The sequence below is a fragment of the Vibrio sp. JCM 18905 genome, from assembly GCF_055393305.1.
Genome location: NZ_AP043880.1, coordinates 1,194,944 through 1,213,327 on the forward strand (window position 1 = coordinate 1,194,944; position 18,384 = coordinate 1,213,327).

Below are 18,384 nucleotides of genomic sequence, written 5' to 3' on the forward strand. Positions count from 1 at the left end.
TCCATCTTCGATACGTAGTTCGAGTAAGAAAGTTCAGTTGAAATGTAAATAATGCTGATAAATTGAACAGGGAGGGCCGCTTCGTTCTATTACGTTTTGGTGGCAGGTAAAAGAATAATGAAATTATAAGACGCAATGGTAAGCCTGGAACCGGAGCCATTTTCTGATTATCCTCTCATCGTCACAGCTTCTTACCCATATTCAAATAAACTAATGATATAACAACCGCTTTTTAACGGGGTGATGCATGGATATCAATGAGTTTGTCAGTGGCGAGCATCTAATTTGGAATCTGCTTATTGCTCTATTACTGGGGGCAATTGTTGGCACCCAACGTGGCTGGGTGATGCGCAATAGCGTAGAAGGCAGTCGTGTCGCGGGCATTCGTACTTTTTCTTTAGTCGGTTTACTCGGTGGTTTAGTTGGCATTCTCGCCAACATCTATACACCTTTACTCATTGGTTTTGCGTTTATCGCTTTAGTCATCCTCACTTGCATCGCTTTTGTTATACAGCAGAAAAAGAGCGGAGATGTGAGCATCACTGGTGTGGTTAGTATCATGGTGGTGTTTGTTCTGGGTAACCTTGCCGTGTCGGGTGAGGCTGTTTTGGCTGCAGCAGCGGCCGTCATTACCGCGGTAGTGCTCGATAACAAAAGAGAGCTACATCAAGCGCTACAAAAACTGCAAGAGTATGAGTTAGACGCAGCACTGCGTTTATTACTTATCTCGATAGTCATGTTACCACTGTTACCAAATCAATCTTACGGCCCTTGGAATGCACTTAACCCGTATGAGATTTGGTGGATGGTTGTGCTGATCGCTAGTATCTCGTTTGTCGGTTATTTTGCGATAAAGATCGGCGGGGCGAAGCGAGGTATTTTGTTTACGTCTGTATTTGCTGGTCTTAGCTCTTCGACAGCATTAACGTTGCAGTTTTCCCATCTTTCTCGTGAGCAAGCGAGCATCAGCCCGTTACTCGCTAGTGGTATTCTTTTGAGCTGCGGAACCATGTTCCCTCGTTTACTTATCGTACTGTCCGTTATCAATCCGCAATTAGTGAAACTGCTTTGGCCAATTGTGATGGCGATGATGGTTGCGCTGTACATTCCGGCATGGTGGATTTGGCGCAGAAGTGAAGTTGAGCAGATTGAGCAATCAAATAAGCAAACGAACCCTCTTGCTTTGCAGTCGGCACTGTTCTTTGGCCTCGTGTTGGCGTTGATTATGCTGCTTGCTCACGCTTTGTCTGACTGGTTTGGCAATGCGGGGGTGTTGTTCCTTTCTGCTTTATCAGGGATTACTGACGTTGATGCGATCTCGTTAACCCTCGGACGTCAAAGTACGCAAACATTAAGCGTGACCACTGCTGCGTTAGGCATTTTGATTGCCGCTTCGGTTAATACCATTGTGAAAATGGGGATGGTTATCGCGATAGGGGATAAGAAGCTTTGGCGCCGAATCGCACCCGTGATGACAGGTTGTGTTGTGGTTGGGGCTGGGGTATTTATGGCGCTATATTCATAAGAGCGTATTAGTGCTATTGCTCATAGCCTCTTTGCTGTGTGGCCAACAATAAAAAAAGCCCTCGACGAATCGAGGGCTTTGGATAGTTGTCCAACTAGATGTCAGAAGCGATTATTTAGCTTCTTGGTCTGCTTGGATTGCTGTTAGAGCGATTGTGTACACGATATCGTCTACTAGCGCGCCACGAGACAAGTCGTTTACAGGCTTGCGCATACCTTGCAGCATTGGACCGATAGAAACTAGGTCAGCTGAACGTTGTACTGCTTTGTAAGTCGTGTTACCCGTGTTTAGGTCTGGGAATACGAATACTGTCGCTTTACCTGCTACTGGAGAGTTAGGCGCTTTAGACGCTGCCACGTTTTCCATGATAGCTGCGTCGTACTGTAGAGGACCGTCGATCACTAGATCAGGACGCTTCTCTTTCGCGATGCGAGTTGCTTCACGTACTTTATCAACGTCTGCACCCTTACCAGATTCACCAGTAGAGTAAGAGATCATAGCAACGCGAGGGTCGATACCGAATGCTGCTGCAGAGTCAGCAGATTGGATAGCGATTTCAGCAAGCTGTTCAGCGGTTGGATCTGGGTTGATCGCACAGTCACCGTAAACCAGTACTTGATCAGGCAGAAGCATGAAGAATACTGAAGATACGATAGACGCATTTGGTGCAGTCTTGATGATTTGGAACGGAGGAACGATAGTGTTCGCCGTAGTATGAACAGCACCAGAAACTAGGCCGTCAACTTCGTCGTTCTCAAGCATCATTGTGCCTAGGAATACTGAATCTTGTAGCTTCTCACGAGCCACAACTTCAGTCATGCCTTTCGCACCGCGCAGCTCAACTAGACGAGCAACGTAGTTTTCACGAACAGCATCGGCATCGATGATGGTTACGCCAGTACCTAGCTCAACGCCTTGTTGAGCTGCTACGCGACGGATTTCATCTGGGTTACCTAGAAGCACACAGTCTGCAATACCGCGTTCAGCACAGATTGCTGCCGCTTTAACAGTACGAGGTTCGTCACCTTCTGGAAGAACGATACGCTTGCCTGCTTTACGAGCAAGTTCAGTTAGCTGGTAACGGAACGCTGGTGGACTTAGACGACGAGACTTCTGAGTACCTTCAGTCATTGACTCGATCCAGTTACCGTCGATGTGACCAGCAACGTGCTCGTTGATGAACTCGATACGCTCTTTATCGTCTGCAGGTACTTCGATGCTGAAGCTCTGTAGGTTTAGAGATGTCTGCCAAGTGTTACCTTGTGCTTTGAAGATAGGTAGACCAGTGTCGAACGCTGGTTTACATAGACCTTCGATTTCGCGAGGGATGTCGTAACCGCCAGTTAGCAGTACAGCACCAATATCCACACCGTTCATTGCAGCAAGAGAAGCAGCAACGATAACATCAGGACGGTCTGCAGAAGTAACAAGTAGAGAGCCAGGTTTGAAATGCTCAATCATGTTTGGCAGAGAACGTGCACAGAAAGTGATGCTCTTGATACGACGAGTGTTGATGTCACCTTCGTTGATGATATCTGCTTTCAGGTGCTTAGCCATGTCGATTGCACGAGTCGCAATCAGATCAATGCTCCATGGCACGCAACCTAGTACACGAATTGGAGAAGTGTTGAAGATTTCCATCACTTTCAATTCGTTTTGTTTCGCGCTATCTGCATCGTCAAAGATTTCAGATAGGTCAGGGCGAGTACGGCCAGCTTCGTCAACAGGAGCGTTTAGCTTGTTGATGATAACGCCAGAGATGTTTTTGTTCTTAGTGCCGCCGAAGTTAGAACATGCTACTTCGATACGCTCTTTCAGTTGCGCTGGGTTATCAGTACCTGGAGTCGCAACTAGCACGATTTCTGCACCAAGTGTTGCCGCGATTTCCGCGTTTACTTGGTTTGCAAATGGGTGCTTACGAGTAGGTACAAGACCTTCGATTAGCGTAACGTCTGCGTCTTTGTTGATTTGGTTGTAACGTTCAACAACGGTTTCTAGCAGCTCGTCCATGTTGTCGTTACCGATTAGGCTTTCAGCAACAGACATCGCCATTGGTTCACCGATCTTCATATCGCTGTTGTGGCCGACGATAGTTGAAGTCAGATCTGGCTGATCACCACCTGAACGTGGCTGACAGATTGGCTTGTAGAAAGAAACTTTAACGCCTTTACGCTCCATAGCGCGAAGAACACCCATGCTAACGCTTGTTAGGCCAACGCCTGCGCTAGTAGGGATAAGCATAATAGTACGAGACATTCGTAGAGTACCTTTAGCTATTTGGGGGATAAAAGCTCAACTCTTATTCCATGAAGCTCGAAGAATAGGAGTTGAGCCCCTAAGAAATTCGTTTGAATGAAAATCTGGCTAGCCGAGTGGCTAGCCAGTAATTCAATTAAAGACCTGTCAGGCGTGCAGTGTCTTCAGCGATGACTAGCTCTTCGTTAGTAGAGATAACCATTGCAGGGATACGGCTGTTTTCAGTCGTGATAACGCCTTCGCCGCCGAAGCGAGCTTTAAGGTTAGCTTCGCTATCTACTTCGATACCGAAGATGCCAAGACGGTTTAGAACCATTTCACGGATAGGGCCAGAGTTCTCGCCGATACCGCCAGTGAAAGTGATTGCGTCTAGACGACCGTCCATTGAAGCAGTGTAGCCAGCTACGTACTTAGCTAGACGGTGGCAGAACACGTCCATTGCGCGTGTTGCTTCTTCTTTCTCACCGTAGTTGTCTTCAACGAAACGACAATCAGAAGTCACTTCAGTTAGACCTTGAAGACCAGACTCTTTAGTTAGCATCGTGTTGATTTGATCAACAGAGTAACCTAGAGCGTCGTGTAGGTGGAAGATGATCGCAGGGTCGATGTCGCCACAGCGAGTACCCATTACTAGACCTTCAAGTGGAGTAAGACCCATAGAAGTGTCTACAGATTGACCGTTCTTGATTGCACATACAGACGCGCCGTTACCTAGGTGGCAGTTGATGATGTTTACTTCTTCAACTGGTTTGTTTAGTAGGCCAGCAACTTCACGAGTGATGAACAAGTGAGAAGTACCGTGCATACCGTAACGACGGATACCGTGTTCTTTGTATAGGTTGTATGGAAGAGCGTATAGGTAAGACTCTTCAGGCATAGTTTGGTGGAACGCAGTGTCAAATACAGCAACGTTTTTCAGCTCTGGGAAGTTTTTCTTAGCCGCTTCGATACCGATGATGTGAGCAGGGTTATGAAGAGGTGCAAATGTTGCAGCGTCTTGAATACCTTTTAGAACTTCATCAGTAATTAGTGCAGATTGAGTGAACTGCTCGCCGCCGTGAACGATACGGTGACCGATTGCGCCTAGGTTAGCTTTAAGCTCTGGCTTAGAAGCAAGAATAGTTTCTACCATAAACGCTAGTGCTTCTTCGTGAGCTGCACCATTGCCTAGTTGAGCTTCGTGCTTGCCATCAAGTTTCCACTTGATGCGAGCTTCAGGAAGGTGAAGACACTCAGCAAGACCTGATAAGTGCTCGTCGCCGTTCTCGGCATCAACAACGGCAAATTTAAGAGAAGAACTACCGCAGTTTAAAACTAAAACTAGCTTAGACATGTATGACTACCTGTTATTCGTCTGATAAAAAATCAGTTAAAGAATGAAAAATTAATCACAAGAATAGCCGATACCCAGAAGGCTGCGTACTAATCCTGGTCAAAAATTGTTCTAATTCCATATAAAGAAATAGTGATGAACCCATCCATCACTATGATGCGATCCGTGCAGATAGATATCTCGGAGTTGCTTAAATTGTAAATAACAGCAACAATGAGATTGAGGGTCTGCAAAGGATAGCGATAATAAGCAATGATAACAAAAAAAATTTGAAAGAATATTAACTTTCATCAATTTTTTGTACCTTCAGTTGAAATGTTCAACTATTTTTTAGTGAGAGAGCGGTATGAGTAATAAAGTCGGATTGATCCATAGCCTGAAAGATGGCCAGAATTACATGGAGATCTGGCCGGTTCGTAAAGAGCTAAGCGCCATATTTCCGGAACAGCGTATCATTAAGGCGACTCGCTTTGGCATTAAAGTCATGCCAGCCGTCGCTGCGATCAGCGTACTCACTCAAATGGTATTCAACAATTACCACGCGTTACCTCAGTCTATTGTTGTCGCCTTGTTTGCGATTAGCTTGCCACTCCAAGGGATTTGGTGGCTTGGTGCTCGATCCAACACGAAACTGCCGCCTTCTCTGGCATCTTGGTATCGGGAGCTGCATCAAAAGATTGTGGAAACAGGTTTTGCACTAGAGCCTGTTAAAGCTCGCCCTCGTTATAAAGAGCTTGCGATAATACTGAATCGAGCGTTTCGTCAGCTTGATAAGTCCTCACTAGAGCGTTGGTTCTAATCTAAGTTTTTTGAAATGGAGTGTGCATTAGCCACTCCATTTTTGATCCTGCCTGTGATTACCTTGCGCTTCAGCCACTCCTACCATCTTTGATGGTGCGTACATTACTTGGTTTACCAAGGATTCTTATCGAGATGAAGAGACCTCTCGATCACAAATGTTGCTTTAGTGTTAAATCTTTCTTTTCTTTACTAAGACTTAGTAGTAATAATAAAAACAAGATGCGCAAGAAGTGCACAGTTATACGAACACAACATTACCCCCTTCAAACATTTGAATTCACGAGTCGATATTCATGTTGAATGCTCGCGAAACAAGGACGAAGTCACATCAAGGAGTTATGATGAAAACGAAACGTTTATTAGCCACTGCCGTTCTATCTGCTACTGCTATTTTCTCTTCTGCCAATGTACTGGCCGCCACTGCAACCGTTGCAGTTTCACAAATTGTCGAACACCCGGCGTTAGACGCGACGCGCCAAGGATTGCTTGATGGTTTAAAAGCGAAAGGCTACGAAGAAGGCAAAAATCTAGAATTTGATTATAAGACCGCACAGGGTAATCCAGCGATTGCGGTGCAAATTGCCCGTCAGTACGTCGGTGAAAATCCTGATGTGTTAGTTGGCATCGCGACACCTTCGGCACAAGCTTTGGTGTCGGCTACTCGCTCTATTCCTGTTGTCTTTACTGCGGTAACAGATCCGGTTGGTGCGAAATTGGTTAAGTCGATGGAACAACCAGGCAAAAACGTAACTGGCCTGTCTGATCTTTCACCCGTTGCTCAGCATGTCGATCTCATCCAAGAAATTCTTCCTCAGGTGAAAAGCATCGGGGTTGTATTTAATCCCGGTGAAGCTAATGCCGTGACTTTAGTTGAATTACTAAAAGAAAGCGCAAAAGCAAAAGGCATACAAGTGGTTGAAGCGACAGCACTAAAAAGTGCTGATGTTCAGTCTGCGACTCAAGCGATTGCAGCGAAATCAGACATTCTTTACGCCCCAACAGACAATACAGTTGCAAGTGCGATTGAAGGGATGATTGTGGCAGCGAATCAAGCGAAAAAACCTGTATTTGGTGGTGCGACGTCATATGTCGAAAAAGGAGCAATTGCAGGCTTAGGTTTTGACTACTACCAGGTTGGTGTACAAACCGCGGATTACGTGGCGGCGATTCTTGATGGTCAAGAACCAGGCAAATTGGATGTAAAAGTCGCGACGGGCTCTGACCTTGTAATTAATGAAAGCGCAGCATCTAAGCTCGGTATCAAGCTGCCAAGTTCTGTGGTTGAACGTGCGACAAGCATGCAATAAGTAACGCTTTTTGGGGTTAAGCCTGTCACGTTGGTTGGTAGAGGCTTGCCCCAAAATTGATACTCGCCGGATTTCTCGTGTAGAGCATTCTGCTAGAGAAGAAGGGGAGTATACGTTAGAAGTCTTAAGTTCAGGTTGGTATTAGCCAGCCTGAGCATGCAGAAAGGAGCAGTTATGTCTGCATTTGCTTTTTTTGGCGCACTCGAAATTGGCTTGATTTATGGCCTAGTCGCTCTGGGTGTGTATCTTACGTTCCGTGTTCTCGATTTCCCCGATTTGAGTGTGGATGGCAGCTTTCCAATGGGAGCGGCGGTGGCTGCAACGGCGATTGTCGCAGGTATTAATCCTTGGCTTGCGACAATAATGGCGATGATAGCCGGTAGTATGACGGGGTGGGTAACCGCTTTTTTGGCTGTTCGATGTGGTATTTTGCACCTGTTAGCTTCCATTCTTACCATGATTGCGGCATTTTCAATCAATATTCGTATTATGGGTAAACCTAATATGGCGTTGCTTGGAGAGGATACGATTCTCACTCCGTTTGAAGCCTTGGGCGATCCGATGTTCATTCGTCCTCTGGTTGTTGGGGTCTTAGTTCTTTTGTCCGCTTTCTTTGTCATTCGCCTGCTGAACAGCGACTTTGGTCTTGGTTTACGAGCCACGGGCGTTAATGCGCGTATGGTTTCTGCGCAAGGGGCGAGCACTGGTTTTTATACCTACTTTGGGTTGGCTTTATCTAACGGTTTTGTCGGATTCGCAGGCGCGTTGTTTGCACAAACGAACAGCTTTGCAGATGTGACCTCTGGCGTGGGCACCATTGTGGTTGGTTTGGCTGCTGTGATTTTGGGCCAGACCCTTATTCCCGGGCGAAAAATTTGGGTTGCGGTATTTGCTGTCATCATCGGTTCGGTGCTTTATCGTCTTGCAGTGGCTTTCGCTTTGAGCTCTGGCATGTTTGGTTTACAAGCTTCAGACCTCAACCTGGTTACCGCAGTATTGGTGGCTGTGGCGCTTATTGCTCCAAAGCTAAAACAGAGCATGAGAGCGAAACAACGCGTTACTGATGCTAAACAAGCGGCATCAAAAAATGGTTCTGGGGAGGCGTTATGATTGAACTTAATAACATTCAGGTCACGTTCAACCCTGGGACGATTTTGGAAAATCGTGCACTGAAAGGTGTCTCTTTAGAGGTTCCAGAACATCAATTTCTTACCGTGATTGGTTCTAATGGCGCAGGAAAATCGACGTTGCTTGGCGCGGTAACAGGCGAGACGCCGATGATAGGTGGTCAGGTGATCATTGATGGCAAAGACGTCACCAAGCAGACGGTTGCCCAACGTGCGACGCAATGCGCACGAGTGTTTCAAGATCCATTGGCCGGAACCTGTGGAGAGCTAACGATAGAAGAGAACATGGCTTTAGCGTACATGCGTGGTAAAAAACGCAGCTGGGGGTTGGCGCTCTCTTCTAAACGTCGCAAGCTGTTCCAAGAGCGAATTAGCATCCTAGGGCTTGGTTTAGAAGACCGCTTGGGCGATAGCATTGGGTTGCTGTCTGGTGGGCAACGACAAGCCGTTAGCCTTGTGATGGCGACGTTATCGGAGAGTAAGTTGTTATTGCTTGATGAACACACGGCTGCGCTTGATCCTCGTATGGCGGCGTTTGTTATCGACTTAACTAAACGTATTATCGATGAGTTCGATTTAACCGTGATGATGGTGACGCATTCGATGAAAGACGCATTAGCATGTGGCGATAGGACCGTAATGCTTCACCAAGGTGAAATTGTGCTTGATGTGGCTGGAGAGCAGCGCGCTAACATGCAGGTACCAGACTTGTTGGATATGTTCTCCAAAGTGCGTGGTGAAGAGCTTGCAGATGACAGTCTCTTGTTGAACTAAGCGGTATCCGACAAGTCACTACGCCTACTAAGTGTGATCCTCCTTGGGAAAATTGGCTTATATGTCAACTCGCAAGGAGGATTTCTTGTCTCTCATTCTTCAATAACATAGTGGCATATCCGATGACGAGGAGTGCCCATAATGAACCTGCCATTTATTTTTCATAGTCAAACCATTGATGGTTTAGCTTTTAATCACGAGCAAGTCACAGTCAGACTGAAAACCGAGACATTGGATTTTGATTCCGTCTATGTGCGCATTGAGCCGGACAATGAAGAATATCTGGTTGACATGGCTCAAATTGGAACAGCTGGGGAATTGTTACTATGGGAAGCATCGTTCCGACCAAATCGAGATCGAGATGTCACACATTATGTGTTTAAGCTCCTCAAAGACGGACAACAATACTGGCTCGATGCACGAGGCGTACAAAAGCGTATTCCACCCAAAGAGTTCCACTTTAAGTTGAATGTAAACCATCAACCACCAAGCTGGGTGCAAGAGCAAGTTTTCTATCAAATCTTTCCTGACCGTTTTTCTGCTAGTAAAAGTGAATCTGACATTCGTAAAGCTTATGCTCAGCATGATTTAGAAGCGATCATTAAATCGTGGGGAGAAGCGGTGGGGTCTCACAAAAATACAGGAGCAAGAGAGTTTTTTGGCGGCGATCTCAAAGGTGTGGAACAAAAGTTGGATTACCTTGAGCAGCTCGGCGTAACAGCGCTTTACTTCAATCCGATTTTTTCTTCACCAAGTAACCACAAATACGACACCACTGATTACTTCACTGTTGATCCTATGTTTGGCACCAATGCTCAGTTTGCGGAACTGTGTGAGAAGATTCGCGGTAAGAATATGAAGATTGTCTTAGACGCGGTGTTTAACCACACGTCAGTGCATCATCCTTGGTTTGATATCCAACAAAAAGGAGAAGGGGCGTATGGCAATCCGCAGTCAAAGTTCCGCGATTACTACTTTTTTGACGGCGAAACCAATCACTATATTGGTTGGAAGGGCATTGGTAACTTACCGGTTCTGAATTTCGAAAATGAACAAGTGCGTGACTATATCTATCAAAGTGAAGCATCTGTCATTAAGCACTGGCTTAAGCCTCCATACTCAGTCGATGGTTGGCGATTTGATGTTATCCATATGCTTGGCGAAGGAGAGGGAGCGAAAAACAATGCTCATTATGTTGAAGCGTTTCGCCATGCGACGAAGTCAGTCAATCCGAATGCCTATGTGCTAGGTGAGCACTTTTTTGAAGCAACGCAGTGGTTGCAAGGTGATCAAGAGGATGGGGCGATGAACTACTACGGTTTTGCTCATCCAGTTCGAGCTTTTATCGCGCAGCAAGATATTATGTATGAACCAATCAACATTGATGGTTTGGAGTTTAAAGCATGGTTGGACGAAGCCAGAGCAAAAATTCCATTTTCGAATCAGCTATCGCAGCTAAATCAACTCGATAGTCATGATACTGCTCGTTTTATCACACTGGTTGATGGTGATAAGCGTAAAATGAACATCGCACTTGCTCTGCTCATGACATACGTCGGTACACCTTGTATTTACTATGGGAGTGAAGTCGGACTAGAGGGAGGGCTGGACCCGGATAATCGTCGCTGTTTCCCTTGGAATGAAATCGAAAACTCAGCATGGCTGTCGATTTACAAGCAATGGATTTCGATACGCAAACAGTACAAGTCTTTACAGTCTGGTAGTATTCAATGGCTGCATTGCGATACCAACGTGCTGGCTTATGCGCGCGTACTTGGAAGTGAAGCGATCGTTGTTGTGATGAATCTAAGTGGCGATGAGGGTTCAATTGACTTGCCTCTGTGGCAACTTGGTTTGGAGGCTACCCATCTTTCGTCACTTCTGGATGGACGCGAACTTATTGATTATAAGGGTCATCTTTCTGTCAATATACCTGCACAGAGCTTCAAATTGTGGCAACTGAAGTGACACTACATTCTATATTGATTAAACTTCTTTAATATATAAACAGTCTCCTACAATGCGTACACATTTGTTGGTTATTTGATTATCTGGCGATGCGCACTACGCATTGCCAGTTGATAAGACAGCGTAATCCCATTGTTTGATAAGAGACGATCTACCTTTCACATACATGGTACTCAATGGTTAACCAAAGGCGATTTAGTCTCTCATTTGTCATCTTTTTTCCCCTCGCATTATTTGTAGTGGTTTTGCTTGTTACGACAAAAAACTACTACGATGCGGTCAATCGCTATATTGATTCTGAGTATGCACGTATTGATCGTGCCATGTCCCGTGGTATTAAAGTCCTCACCGCCTTAGATTATAGTTTTACAAACTATACGAATTACGCTAACCCATTGTCTGAAGAGCACAATTCTTTAGTCAAAAAGGGGCTTTGTTATATTTGGCCGATAGACGTCTTGTTGCTAGAGAGTGTCTACAGTGAGGGGTTACCTGCGGTTGATCTTGATTACATGATTGTGGGCGATGAAAGCTTATGTCAGCAAGGTTCAACGATTAACCAATTAGCTGAACAAAAGGCGGGTTTTGCACCGTCATTGTCTTTTCTGCACGATATTGAATCCCATATCGTTGGTATTCATTACATCGATAAGCGTGGTTACGTCATTTCGTCTCCTGACACGTACGCGAAAAACTTCACTAGAGAGCTTTGGTCAACGCTAAAAGCGCGCCCATTTTGGCAAAAAACCGCACAAGATAAAGTGAACATCACCTTGGCCGGACCTGGGCCGATGTTGGATTCGATGGAAGGTCAAATCATTAGTATGACGGTGCCTGTTTACGAAAAAGGGAGGCATCAAGGTGTGCTGTCCATTGATTTTGATGTCAATGCGTTGATGGCTTCGTCACTAGGTCTTGTTGGTAAGTTTCATTTGGTTTCCAATTTACAATCCATTCCTTCAAACAGTACACGTATCAAACCAGTCGAGTTAGAGCGATTGAGTGCGAATCACAGCATGTATTACGAGTACAACCTTTGGGATGAAGCTAAGAACCTAGCGGTGTTTGAAAAATACAGCCTTATTGTTGCGATCTCTATTTACGTTTTGAGCACAGTCGTATTGTTCTATGTGAATATGCATAGTGAGCGACGTTATTTTAAAGATCTCGCCGCCAGAGATCCGATGACGAGCTTGTTGAACCGTCGAGGAATGCAAACCGTGTGGCGCAATAAGATGACGAAAAAACAGGTTGCATTAGCAGTGTTCGATATTGATAACTTCAAGAAGATCAATGATACCTATGGTCATGATGTCGGCGATTCTGCGATTCAGCTAGTTGCAAAATGTATACGTGAAAATATTCGCCACACAGATGTCGCCTCAAGATTTGGTGGCGAAGAGTTCGTGTTGGCGATTTACGACGAAGACTCGGAAGGCATTAAGCTAATTTTAGAGCGGGTAAAAAAAGCCATAGACGAACGCTCGACACGCGTGACTAAAGAAGGTTTTACGATCTCTGGCGGTGTGGTGTTCAGTAAAGAGAACCGAGTGGAAAGCTTTGATGAGTTATTTAAAGCGGCAGATGAAAAGTTATATCAAGCCAAGAGTACAGGCAAAAATAAGATTTGCTACGAAGATCTAAGCGCTTAAAGGGCGAGCAGTTCGCCCTTTGCAATGCTCAGGTTTTATGCAACCTGAGAATTTAACTCATCACGATAACGTTGAATATGCTCAACAATCGGCGCGGCTTTGTTAAACGTTCGGATTTCTCTGAATAGATCTTTTGCTTCAGGATAGGCCTGACGTAAGTAAGAGAACCATTGTTTTACGCGGTTTGGATAGTACAAGCCTTTGTCGCCTTTCATCTCAAACTTGGAGTAGTAGATCAGTAGCTCAACCACCTCGGGCCATGACATTGGCTGGTGGTTGTGTTTTACCATGTTGCCCAAGTTAGGGATATTGAAAGCGCCGCGGCACACCATCAAAGAGTCAACGCCAGTCGTTTTAATGCAACGTTGACCGTCCTGGTAATTCCAAATTTCGCCATTCGCAATAAGCGGAATATCAAAACGTTCGCGAATTTGGTTGATGTAATCCCATTTTATCTCAGAAGCTTTGTAACCACCTTGTTTAGTACGTGCGTGTACTGTTAATTCATTTGCGCCAGCAGACTGAATGGCATCGACAATTTCAAAACAATCTTCAGGGTTCTCCCAGCCAAGACGAATTTTTGCGGTCACAGGAATGGTCTCAGGAACAGCTTCTCGACAAGCTTTAACCACACGGTGAATTAGCTCAGGATGCTGAAGTAGAGCTGCACCACCCTTACTTTTATTGACCATTTTGGCTGGGCAACCAAAATTTATGTCGATGCCTCTAGCGCCAAGGCTTGCCGCTTTAATTGCGTTCTCAGCCATCCAGTTTGGTTCTTGTCCTAACAATTGCACATGTACTGGCACACCTGATGCGGTTTGAGAACCTTGCAACAGCTCCGGGCATAAACGGTGAAATACATGATCGGGCAATAACTGGTCGATGACTCGAACAAATTCCGTAACACATAGGTCATAGTCGTTTATCTCGGTCAGGATTTGGCGCATCAAATGGTCTAAAACGCCTTCCATTGGGCCTAGTACAACTCGCATAGTTTGCCTAATACAGTTTGGTGATAAAAAGGAGGGCGATTGTAGCGATGTCAGCTAAGTTTGTCATTAAAAGACTCAAAGCACTCAATACAGTCAAACTCGCAACTCCCGGTTACGTGCTTTTATGCTCTGAGGTATAATGCCGCCAAATTTATGGGAAACCAGATGTCATGCAATACACATTGATTGAGAAAGGCGAAATTCACATCGATGAATCTTGCCTATTTATCGAAGGCGCAGTGCTCGCTGCTAATCTGACGACAAAACCACTCGCTCCTGAAAAGTGGTTAGAGCCGCTATTAGGTGAAGGATTCAAAGCGATTCAACCGGCAGTAGAAGAGCAAATTCACAAGCAGCACAACCGAATTCAACGAAACGAATATTCCGTGCTAGAGCTAACAGGCAAAGAACCTGAACAACTTGCTGATTTTGCCGAAGGCTTTATGTCTGTTTGGCCAATGATTGAAGAACAATGGCAAGACGTTGAGCTCAATGATGGATTGCAGCGTATGCTACAAGCATTACTGACCACTTTGATGCTGGCTATCGATGAGTCGGCAACGCAGCAACAGATGCGCGACGCCGGTATTGAAACGCCTCCAGCTCTTGCAGACTTGATCGACCAGCTTGATTTGATGGTCGGTGAAGTGGCGTTAGGTGCGGATGAGTTGATGGTAGGCAATAAGGCTCAAAGCCTAAACCCATTCAAAGGTATCGGGCGCAATGATCCTTGTCCTTGTGAGAGCGGCAAAAAGTTCAAGCAGTGTTGTGGTCAATCACGTGGTTGAGTTAACGTGGTTAAGTTAAATAGCCGCGATGTTTACTCAGTAAAAAGCCGACCATCTGGTCGGCTTTTTTCGTTATCATTTCTCTGAAGGATTAACGAATCGGATTAGTGCGTCTTGCTGGGAAGAATTGTGCGATCACAATTAATGCTAAAGCAATTAAATTGCCAGCGAAAATAACTACTAACCATTGTGGCATTGATAAATCGAGGAATTGCCAAACAATCTTCGAGCAATCGCCGTATGCTTCGAACATCCAAGGAACCCACTGATTAAGCGGAGCCCAACTAGGGAATGTTACGAATAAATCACAAGTCGCGAATGGTGATGGGTTAAACTGATAATCAACGTGCTGCTGAGCAAGCAACAGTCCTTTGTAAGAGCTTAATCCCCAGCCAATCAAACCTAGCCAACGGAAAACTGGGTTATTTGGTGCCATAAGACCAACGATTGCAGCGACACCCACTCCCATCATCGCGACTCGTTCGTAGATACACATGACACATGGTGCAAGCATCATGACGTGCTGAAAATAGAGGGCACATGCTTCAAAGAAAACGACGAATAGCAGAAGCAGCAGCCACGATAAGCGTCCCTTCGAAAACTGGTTAAGTGAATTTAAAATAGTCACGTTTTTGTTCCTGTCTGAAATAGAAAAAGCTCTGAATACTCAGAGCTTTTTAACGTGGATAAGTTTCCTAATCAACTCAAATTTTAGTGACCGCCGGAGACTACGGGAGTCAGATCACCACTATGAGGTAAAATCCAGCCTGCATCGTAGAAAGAAGCAGTTGCAGGCTCTAGGAAGAACATAATGCCCATTAGCCCGACAATCGCAAGAACGATGGTGTAAGGCAGCGCCATGATAACCATTCGACCGTAAGACAGACGAATTAATGGAGCGAGAGCCGAGGTGAGTAGGAATAGGAATGCCGCTTGACCGTTTGGCGTAGCAACAGATGGTAGGTTAGTACCAGTGTTGATAGCAACTGCCAGTAAGTCGAACTGCTCGCGAGTAATGAGACCTTCAATGAGTGCTGTTTTTACTTCATTGATGTAAACCGTACCGACGAATACGTTATCCGACACCATTGATAGTAAGCCATTCGCGACATAGAACAGAGCTAACTGAGTGCCTTTATCTTCAACGGCAAGCACCGCGTCGATAACTGGTTTAAACAACTCTTGGTCGATGATTACCGCAACGATAGAGAAAAATACCGCAAGTAGTGCAGTGAAAGGCAGAGCCTCTTCAAACGCTTTACCCATGGAATGCTCTTCAATGACGCCAGTGAAAGCCGTCGCTAAGATGATCACTGAAAGACCAATTAAGCCTACCGCCGCCAAGTGTAAGGCTAATGCTACGATCAACCAAACAGCAATAAGTCCTTGAACCCATAGTTTTGCAACGTCTTGATTGGTACGCGTTTTGCGCTCTTCATTGTCAAAGTCAACGAGGATTTGACGAACGTTGTTAGGAAGTTTTGCACCGTAGCCAAACACTTTAAGCTTTTCGACTAGAGCACAAGTGATGAGACCGCAGAAAAATACGGGTAGCGTCACTGGAGACATACGGATTAGGAATTCACCAAATAACCAACCCGCCTGGTCTGCAATAATTAAGTTTTGAGGTTCACCTACCATAGTGGTTACGCCACCTAGCGCAGTACCTACACCAGCGTGCATCAACAATGAGCGTAAAAAGGCGCGGTAATTTTCTAAGTCATCACGCGTTAGCTCAGTGATCGTGTCATCTTGTGTGTGGTCATGGTCACCAATCGGATTACCTGACGCCACTTTGTGGTAGATAGAGTAGAAACCGATCGCCACACTGATAACAACGGCGATAACCGTCAAAGCATCCAAAAACGCAGATAAAAATGCAGCGGCAAAGCAAAACGCAAGTGATAGAAGAGTTTTGGAGCGAATACCAAGTAAAATTTTGGTAAAAATGAACAGCAATAAATGCTTCATGAAGTAGATGCCCGCAACCATAAATACCAGCAGCAGTAATACTTCAATATTTGCCACCAACTCGTGCTTAACTTGCGCAGGGCTAGTCATGCCGATAGCGATGGCTTCAATAGCAAGTAAGCCACCAGGTTGTAATGGGTAGCATTTTAATGCCATTGCAAGCGTGAAAATAAATTCAGCAACCAGCAACCACCCAGCAACAAATGGGTTTATTAGGAAGAATACAATCGGGTTAATTATTAAGAAGGCTATAATGGCAACTTTGTACCAATCAGGCGCTTTACCAAGAAAGTTCTTGATAAAAGCGTTTCCGAGCGATATCGGCATGATAATTCTCTTTATAACAAAATTATGAATAGACACTACAATAGTGCTTAAGTATCTGTTTGTTAGACTTATTAACTAGTCTTTTAAAACAATAACTTAGTAAAACAACAATCCTTTGTTTATTGCAGTCTTGCCAAGTTACTTCCCCTGAACTCAAGCACCGCTCACTTTCGACCGCAAACTCTACACTCAGGCATTTATTAGTCAATAACAAAACGTGATGCTACCGACTAAAATGACTTTTTAAATGTAATAACGCGATCAAAACGGCGTTACTATATCATGAAAGGCTCAAAAAAATCCTCTTGGATTTTAAATGACGGTCAGTGACGAGAAAAGGCAAATTAAGAAAGAATATTAACTGTGATATACAAAGTAATTTTTCATATTTTGAATATAAAATTGTGACGCAGTAGTCTTTATTTCTCCGCAATTTGTGAGCTGTTTAATTAAACGAAAATTCAGATTTTACCGCTTTCACTCGCACGTCAGACCGTCCTAGATTGACATAACATATAGAGTATTAACTCTATATTGTAGAATCGTTTCAATTATTGATCGTAAATTTTCTCAAACCGTTAAGTAGTGGTATGATGAGTAGTATCGACCCTCAGAAATCAATATTGGATAAAAAGTAGAATGGTCATAAAGGCGAAAAGCCCTGCGGGATTCGCAGAAAAATATATTATCGAGAGCATTTGGAACGGCCGTTTTCCTCCTGGCTCTATTTTACCTGCTGAACGCGAGCTGTCTGAGCTAATTGGTGTTACTCGAACGACTTTACGAGAGGTTCTTCAACGACTAGCCCGTGATGGTTGGTTAACAATCCAACACGGTAAACCAACGAAGGTAAACCAATTTATGGAGACCTCTGGTCTGCATATTTTGGATACGTTGATGACGTTGGACGTAGATAACGCAACAAACATTGTAGAAGATTTGCTTGCAGCACGTACCAACATCAGCCCTATCTTTATGCGTTATGCATTTAAAGCAAATAAAGAGAACTCTGAGCGCACGATCAAGAATGTAATTGAATCTTGTGAAGCTTTAATGAATGCTGCTTCTTGGGACGATTTCATCGCTTCTTCACCTTATGCTGAGAAAGTCTTACAGAACGTGAAAGAAGACAACGAGAAAGATGAAGCGAAGCGTCAAGAAATCTTGATTGCTAAAACGTTCAACTTTTACGACTACATGTTGTTCCAACGCCTAGCATTCCATTCAGGGAATCAGATTTACGGTTTGATTTTTAATGGCTTGAAGAAGCTCTATGATCGCGTTGGTAGCTATTACTTCTCAAACCCAGCTTCCCGTGAGCTAGCGCTGAAGTTTTACCATCAGTTGCTAGAAACTTGTGAAAGTGGCCAGCGCGAACAACTGCCAGTTGTGATTCGTCACTATGGTATGGAAAGTGCGCTAATCTGGAACGAGATGAAAAAGCAATTACCAACGAACTTCACAGAAGATGACAGCTAAGCGCTGAGAAGTTAGATGAATTAAAAACCGCAGAACCTAAGGTCTGCGGTTTTTTGTTTTTACCCATAAATGCCAGTTACG

Annotated in this window: 14 protein-coding genes; 9 read left to right on the plus strand and 5 right to left on the minus strand. The window is 44.7% G+C overall.

Annotation, left to right across the window (positions count from 1 at the left end; all coding sequences use genetic code 11):
* Positions 1-247: 247 nt before the first annotated feature.
* Positions 248-1,525, plus strand: coding sequence for an MgtC/SapB family protein (locus ACZ5ZC_RS22270; RefSeq protein ID WP_464932298.1), 1,278 nt, complete (start codon positions 248-250; stop codon positions 1,523-1,525).
* A 111-nt stretch (positions 1,526-1,636) separates the two neighbouring features.
* Here the strand turns inward: ACZ5ZC_RS22270 and pta are convergent, their stop codons facing one another.
* Positions 1,637-3,781 (minus strand): phosphate acetyltransferase, encoded by a 2,145-nt coding sequence (gene pta / locus ACZ5ZC_RS22275; RefSeq protein ID WP_005396636.1) that lies wholly within the window; start codon positions 3,779-3,781, stop codon positions 1,637-1,639.
* Between the two features lie 136 nt (positions 3,782-3,917).
* Positions 3,918-5,114 (minus strand): acetate kinase, encoded by a 1,197-nt coding sequence (locus tag ACZ5ZC_RS22280; RefSeq protein ID WP_005396635.1) that lies wholly within the window; start codon positions 5,112-5,114, stop codon positions 3,918-3,920.
* A gap of 346 nt (positions 5,115-5,460) precedes the next feature.
* Between ACZ5ZC_RS22280 and yfbV the strand changes: the two genes are divergently transcribed.
* The 6 genes from yfbV (at position 5,461) to ACZ5ZC_RS22310 (ending at position 12,743) form a co-directional block, all read left to right on the plus strand.
* Positions 5,461-5,913: a terminus macrodomain insulation protein YfbV gene (gene yfbV, locus ACZ5ZC_RS22285; protein WP_054867655.1), complete on the plus strand. Its 453-nt coding sequence runs from the start codon at positions 5,461-5,463 to the stop codon at positions 5,911-5,913.
* 343 nt (positions 5,914-6,256) lie between these two features.
* Positions 6,257-7,222: an ABC transporter substrate-binding protein gene (locus ACZ5ZC_RS22290; protein ID WP_012841583.1), complete on the plus strand. Its 966-nt coding sequence runs from the start codon at positions 6,257-6,259 to the stop codon at positions 7,220-7,222.
* A 174-nt stretch (positions 7,223-7,396) separates the two neighbouring features.
* Entirely contained in the window at positions 7,397-8,332 is a 936-nt protein-coding gene (locus ACZ5ZC_RS22295; RefSeq protein ID WP_054574798.1) for an ABC transporter permease, read from the plus strand.
* Positions 8,329-9,123 (plus strand): ABC transporter ATP-binding protein, encoded by a 795-nt coding sequence (locus ACZ5ZC_RS22300; RefSeq protein ID WP_464932299.1) that lies wholly within the window; start codon positions 8,329-8,331, stop codon positions 9,121-9,123. The genes ACZ5ZC_RS22295 and ACZ5ZC_RS22300 overlap by 4 nt, the downstream gene beginning before the upstream one ends.
* 141 nt (positions 9,124-9,264) lie before the next feature.
* On the plus strand, positions 9,265-11,091 hold the full coding sequence (gene malZ, locus ACZ5ZC_RS22305) for a maltodextrin glucosidase (protein ID WP_464932300.1): 1,827 nt from the start codon (positions 9,265-9,267) through the stop codon (positions 11,089-11,091).
* 176 nt (positions 11,092-11,267) lie between these two features.
* On the plus strand, positions 11,268-12,743 hold the full coding sequence (locus ACZ5ZC_RS22310; RefSeq protein ID WP_134647358.1) for a sensor domain-containing diguanylate cyclase: 1,476 nt from the start codon (positions 11,268-11,270) through the stop codon (positions 12,741-12,743).
* Positions 12,744-12,778: 35 nt separating this feature from the next.
* Here the strand turns inward: ACZ5ZC_RS22310 and dusC are convergent, their stop codons facing one another.
* A complete protein-coding gene (gene dusC, locus ACZ5ZC_RS22315; RefSeq protein WP_054867659.1) occupies positions 12,779-13,738 on the minus strand; it encodes a tRNA dihydrouridine(16) synthase DusC in 960 nt (319 codons plus the stop codon).
* Positions 13,739-13,908: 170 nt separating this feature from the next.
* On the opposite strand from dusC, the gene ACZ5ZC_RS22320 reads away from it, so the two are divergent.
* Positions 13,909-14,526 carry a YecA family protein gene (locus ACZ5ZC_RS22320; RefSeq protein ID WP_048625767.1) on the plus strand — a complete coding sequence of 206 codons (618 nt, stop codon included), beginning with the start codon at positions 13,909-13,911 and terminating at the stop codon, positions 14,524-14,526.
* A 91-nt stretch (positions 14,527-14,617) separates the two neighbouring features.
* Here ACZ5ZC_RS22320 and dsbB read toward each other — a convergent pair whose 3' ends face one another.
* Both dsbB and nhaB read right to left on the minus strand, forming a co-directional pair.
* Positions 14,618-15,154 carry a disulfide bond formation protein DsbB gene (gene dsbB, locus ACZ5ZC_RS22325; RefSeq protein ID WP_005396949.1) on the minus strand — a complete coding sequence of 179 codons (537 nt, stop codon included), beginning with the start codon at positions 15,152-15,154 and terminating at the stop codon, positions 14,618-14,620.
* Positions 15,155-15,237: 83 nt separating this feature from the next.
* Positions 15,238-16,824 (minus strand): Na(+)/H(+) antiporter NhaB, encoded by a 1,587-nt coding sequence (gene nhaB, locus ACZ5ZC_RS22330; RefSeq protein WP_005396952.1) that lies wholly within the window; start codon positions 16,822-16,824, stop codon positions 15,238-15,240.
* Positions 16,825-17,463: 639 nt separating this feature from the next.
* Here nhaB and fadR point away from each other — a divergent pair.
* Positions 17,464-18,303 carry a fatty acid metabolism transcriptional regulator FadR gene (gene fadR, locus ACZ5ZC_RS22335; protein WP_005396954.1) on the plus strand — a complete coding sequence of 280 codons (840 nt, stop codon included), beginning with the start codon at positions 17,464-17,466 and terminating at the stop codon, positions 18,301-18,303.
* Positions 18,304-18,384 lie beyond the last annotated feature (81 nt).